Origin of the sequence: Microvirga zambiensis WSM3693 (genome assembly GCF_016735695.1) — a bacterium.
Lineage (GTDB): Bacteria > Pseudomonadota > Alphaproteobacteria > Rhizobiales > Beijerinckiaceae > Microvirga > Microvirga zambiensis.
Genome location: NZ_JAERQD010000141.1, coordinates 1 through 4,508, shown reverse-complemented (window position 1 = coordinate 4,508; position 4,508 = coordinate 1). Strand labels below are relative to the sequence as shown.

5 protein-coding genes and 1 pseudogene are annotated in these 4,508 nt (G+C 60.0%); all 6 read left to right on the top strand.

Annotated elements, in window-relative coordinates:
• Positions 1-543: 543 nt before the first annotated feature.
• The 6 genes and pseudogenes from JKL46_RS34160 to JKL46_RS34135 all read left to right on the top strand — a co-directional run bounded on the left by JKL46_RS34160 (position 544) and on the right by JKL46_RS34135 (position 4,326).
• Positions 544-723 carry a hypothetical protein gene (locus JKL46_RS34160; RefSeq protein ID WP_201842870.1) on the top strand — a complete coding sequence of 60 codons (180 nt, stop codon included), beginning with the start codon at positions 544-546 and terminating at the stop codon, positions 721-723.
• Between the two features lie 46 nt (positions 724-769).
• Positions 770-1,470, top strand: a pseudogene (locus JKL46_RS34155) (IS6 family transposase).
• 103 nt (positions 1,471-1,573) lie between these two features.
• The gene (locus tag JKL46_RS34150; RefSeq protein ID WP_201842869.1) at positions 1,574-1,852 is read left to right on the top strand and encodes a hypothetical protein; all 279 of its coding nucleotides are present in this window, start codon (positions 1,574-1,576) and stop codon (positions 1,850-1,852) included.
• A gap of 69 nt (positions 1,853-1,921) precedes the next feature.
• Positions 1,922-2,194 carry a hypothetical protein gene (locus JKL46_RS34145; protein WP_201842868.1) on the top strand — a complete coding sequence of 91 codons (273 nt, stop codon included), beginning with the start codon at positions 1,922-1,924 and terminating at the stop codon, positions 2,192-2,194.
• A gap of 515 nt (positions 2,195-2,709) precedes the next feature.
• On the top strand, positions 2,710-3,087 hold the full coding sequence (locus JKL46_RS34140; RefSeq protein ID WP_201842867.1) for a response regulator: 378 nt from the start codon (positions 2,710-2,712) through the stop codon (positions 3,085-3,087).
• A gap of 84 nt (positions 3,088-3,171) precedes the next feature.
• Positions 3,172-4,326, top strand: coding sequence for an HWE histidine kinase domain-containing protein (locus JKL46_RS34135; protein WP_201842865.1), 1,155 nt, complete (start codon positions 3,172-3,174; stop codon positions 4,324-4,326).
• The last annotated feature ends 182 nt before the right edge of the window (positions 4,327-4,508 follow it).

Genomic DNA, 4,508 nt, shown 5'->3' with positions numbered 1-4,508 from the left:
GTGATGGATTTCACCGGGCTGCCGGAGGCGCCGGAGTTGGAGTCGCTGCCCGTGGTCGAGACATAAATGGTTGCCATGGTCTCTCTCGTTCTAAGATTTCAGGGGGGAATGTTCGCTGAAGCGTAAACTGTCATGGCCGCGCACATCTTCTGCTAAGAAGATCATGAACACGGTCACAATGCTCCAGGCCCGGCCCAAATGTTGAGACGGGATAGTGTGGAGCTCTGATTATGGGGCTAATGAATAGAGGCGTATTAGGAGGGAGTAATTTCGCACGTTTAACAGGAATATACGCCGATCTGACTCTGTGGCGAGAATAAATACATATTTAAAACATAGGAACAATTCTCCTCAAACTCATTGTTGGAAAGATTTACTTCGAATAACTGCGGTAGGGTTTTGGTTGCCGAATCGGGCCAAAGGATGACCAAGCGGTTTTTTCTGCTATGAGGGATTAACTTAATGAGACCTGTGCGCGGGTGGCCTCGACCGGCGGCCGTATGGGAGATTTAATGGCACCGTTGGACAGGACGGGAGGGGCCCATGGCACGCCGTCCGATTGGACAGGAAGTCTTCACGTTTGTCGTAGAGCCGATCCCCCACTACCGCTCGTCTCTGGACCGGCTGTCCGGGCTGATCGGCTGGCCTTCTGTTGATCGCCACCTAGTCGATATCTACACCGCTGCCAAAGGCGAACTCGCCTGGCCGCCACTGGCCCGGTGATGTCACGGTAACCATTGGTCAGAGGCTTCTGCCTAAGAGCTGTGGCATGACCAGGCCCATCAGCTACAAGCGCCACCGCTTCCCACCCCAGATCATTGCCCATGCAGTTTGGTTGTCTTCCGATTTCCTCTGAGCCTCCGACTTGTCGAGGAGATGCTGCTCGAGCGCGGCATCGTCGTCTCGTACGAGACGATCCGCCGGTGGGGTAAGAAATTCGGTCCAGAGTATGCTCGGCGCCTCCGGCGCAAGCAGCCAAGTCCTCATGACATCTGGCATCTTGATGAGGTGGTGATCAGCATCGCTGGTGAGAAGCACTGGCTGTGGCGTGCCGTCGATCAGGACGGATACGTGCTTGACGAGATCGTCCAAGGCCGGCGCGACACCAAAGCGGCTAAGCGTTTGCTGACCCGGCTGATGAACAAGCAAGGTCTGGCGCCCAAGCGCATCATCACCGACAAGCTGTCGTCATACGGAGCAGCCCGACGTCAAGTCATGCCGAGTGTCGAGCACCGGTCCCACAAGGGCCTCAACGACAGGGCTGAGAATTCGCATCTCCCGCTGAGGAAGCGGGAGAGAATGATGCAGGGCTTTCGGTCTGTCGGGGGCCTGCAGCGGTTCACCTCGGTCTTTTCGGCTGCCAGAAACCTGTTCGTTCCGCCCCGCTCGCACCAGTCTGCCCTCGCCACCCACATCTACCGTCTACGAGCCATGGCGGCATGGAAGTCCGCGGCGGGCGTGCTCGCCTGAATTCAACAAAACAGGGCTTGTCGTGCTCGCATCAGGTTACCGTGACAGCACCGTCTTAGCAGGCGTCACCATCCCACCCCATTCGAGCGCTAGGATCGTGGACATGCCCAGCCTCGACTTGATGACCGAGTGGGAGCTGATCGCGCATCTCCATCAGCTTGCCGCTGAATGTGACGGGCTCGACCAACGCATTGCGCTCGTGGTCCAGCGGCAGCGGTTCGCCCAATCACCTCGGGATGCCGAACAGGCGGCGGGGGAGGAGCAGACCCTGCTGACTGAGATGAGCCGGCTCATGGATCGGATGCGGGCGACCGAGGGCCACCTGCGCCGGGTAAGGGGTCTACTTCGTCCCCTCCAGCCCCATGACACGCTTGTCGGCTGACCCGTCAGGGCCAGTCCGGTCCACCCTGACGCGGCACCCGGATCGACCTGCTCGACGGGAGGACTGGCGATGACCTTTGAGGTTGATCCGCTGATCGCGCTGGGCGTGATGTTGGCAACGGCCACGACCGATGCGGCCTACGTGTTCTTCAACGCGGCCGTGGTGGCCCGGCACCGGGTCAGGGCCGCGAACTGGAGCGCCATCTGGTACCTGCTCTCGGCCTTTGCGGTGATCAGCTATACCGAACAGGCAATCTACGTCGCGTTCGCGGCCCTCGGTTCCTGGATCGGGGCCTTCGCGTCGGTTACCTGGCTGGCGCGGATCCCGCGAATGAAAGCCTGATAGGATAAGCCAACCGGAAGGCAGACCGCCATCTCCAGGTATGAGCGATGGCTGACATCCTGGGCCGCCGACGTATTCCGTCTGCATGAGAGACGACCAAGGTTACAACAATCGTTGCGGGCTGAAGGTCTCATTTGAGCCGATCCATGACCTCGCGGTGGGCTAAGACCGCTCGGAGTGTCTCGGTCTCATCAGCGCTCATCAGGCGTGAATACCCTGCCACGTCAGCTGCAAAGATCGCTGCCAGCCTTCGCTCTACCTTGTGCTCCTGCGGACCCATCGGACCCCCGGTGCCGTTCGCGATCAATTGCGCTGCCGGTCAGGTAGAGTGTCCAGCTTGCATATGGAACCGACGAGATCCGGCTGCCAAGCTTGCAAGCGTGTGCCAGAGCGTCGGGCTGGAACTCGGACGCCGAAGCTTTTGGGTGGCGGCGCTGGCTGTCGCCGTAACACAGGTGATGGTCAAGCTTCTCCATTCAGCGTAGATTCAAGCTGGACGGGCAAAGGCTTATCGGATGACCAAGCAGGCCAACGGCGGACCGCTTGTCCTCATCTTGGAGGATGAAGCCCTGATTGCGCTCAATCTTCAGGATGATTTGCAGGATGCGGGCTATGGGGTCGCGGGCCCCTTCACCACCTGTGCCGCCGCCCTGGAATGGCTTCGGACCCAGACGCCTGACATAGCCATTCTGGATGTGGCTCTGAAGGATGGTCCTTGCCGCGAAATCGCACTTGAACTCGAACGGCGCAAGGTGCCATTCCTGATCTATTCGGGCCACCATGAGGACCGCGAGCTTCTGGCGGACTTGCAGCATGTGCCCTGGATTGAGAAGCCCGCGCCCCCTGCCGTACTGGTGCACGCCTGTCGGCAGCTTGCGGTCGGACATACCTAAACTCTTCTGGGGATGGCGTTCGTCCGGCCTGAACTCTCGCTTCTGTCGCCCGTTCTCATCAGCGTGGTGGCATGAGTAGCCGTCGTGTCGAATGAACAAATGTCATCCCCGTGGAATGAGAGTGAACGGCTGGCTGCCCTCCGCAGCTACCGGGTTCTCGACACGCCGCCAGAGCCGGAATTCGACGATCTGGTACAGCTTGCTGCTCATTGCTGTCAGGCTCCCATTGCACTCATCAGTCTCATCGACGAGCGCAGGCAGTGGTTCAAGGCCGAGGTGGGGCTTGGGACGCGCGAGACGCCCCTCGACCGCTCGATCTGCCTCAGCGCCATGCTCCAGCCGGGGCTGACCGTGGTTCCTGATCTGGCCGAGGACCATCGTTTTGCCAGCAATCCTCTCGTGACAGCAGATCCGCGCCTGCGCTTCTACGCCGGGGCAGTGCTGCGAGCACCCGATGGGCTTCCCTTGGGAGCCTTGTGTGTGCTCGACCATGTGCCCCGTGTCTTCTCTGAGGAGCAGGCTGCTGCCCTCACCCTGCTTGCGCGACAGGTCATGTCGCAGTTCGAGTTACGCCGTGCCATTGCCGAGCGGGATGAGCAATTGGAGGCCAGTCACCGGATCGAGCAGCGGCAGTCATTGCTGGTCCGCGAGCTTCACCATCGGGTGAAGAACACGTTGGCTACCGTCCAGGGATTGGTCGGGGCGACAGGCCGATCTACTGGCAGCTTTGACGAGTTCTACCGCTCATTCTCGAAACGCATCTCCTCCCTGGCCAAGACCCACAATCTGTTGACTGAGGACTACTGGCAAACCGCGCCGCTGCGGGAGATTGCCCTCAACGAACTCAAGCCGTTTGCTGAGAGCCGGGTACCCCGCTTCATGCTGGTGGGACCACCTGTTGAGCTATCAGCGGATCTGGCGGTGCCGGTCGGCATGGCGCTTCACGAACTGACCACGAACGCCGTTCGGTACGGGGCTCTGTCTGCTCCTGGTGGATATGTCGAAATCCGGTGGGATGTCGTTGAGGTCGAGGGCTTCCGAAAGCTCCATCTGGAATGGCGAGAACATGGCGGGCCTCCCGTGAGCGAGCCGCAGCATTGTGGGTTTGGCTCAACTCTGCTTCAGCTGGTTCTACCGATGCAATGTAATGGCAAGGTAGAAGTCCGGTACGACAGGGCCGGTCTGCGTTTTCGGATGGATGCCCCTCTGATTGAGCACCGATTAGTCCCAGGCTATTAGCTGGCCCGCCCACCTTGATCCTGCCGCACCCCTGTTCACTTAGTGCCGTACGCCAAAGCGCCGTAGCAGCTCTTCGCCGCGGAGTTGCCGCACGTCGGCGATTACTAGAGCATCGGACGGTTAAACGGACGCATATCCGGCAGCCCTGAGGAAGTTCCAACACTCGTGCGCCTCGAAGAGGT

What these genes read in the sequence shown, in the direction of transcription:
- JKL46_RS34160 (WP_201842870.1), top strand. Translation starts at nt 544, where the DNA reads ATGGCACGCCGTCCGATTGGACAGGAAGTCTTCACGTTTGTCGTAGAG.
- JKL46_RS34150 (WP_201842869.1), top strand. Translation starts at nt 1,574, where the DNA reads ATGCCCAGCCTCGACTTGATGACCGAGTGGGAGCTGATCGCGCATCTC.
- JKL46_RS34145 (WP_201842868.1), top strand. Translation starts at nt 1,922, where the DNA reads ATGACCTTTGAGGTTGATCCGCTGATCGCGCTGGGCGTGATGTTGGCA.
- JKL46_RS34140 (WP_201842867.1), top strand. Translation starts at nt 2,710, where the DNA reads ATGACCAAGCAGGCCAACGGCGGACCGCTTGTCCTCATCTTGGAGGAT.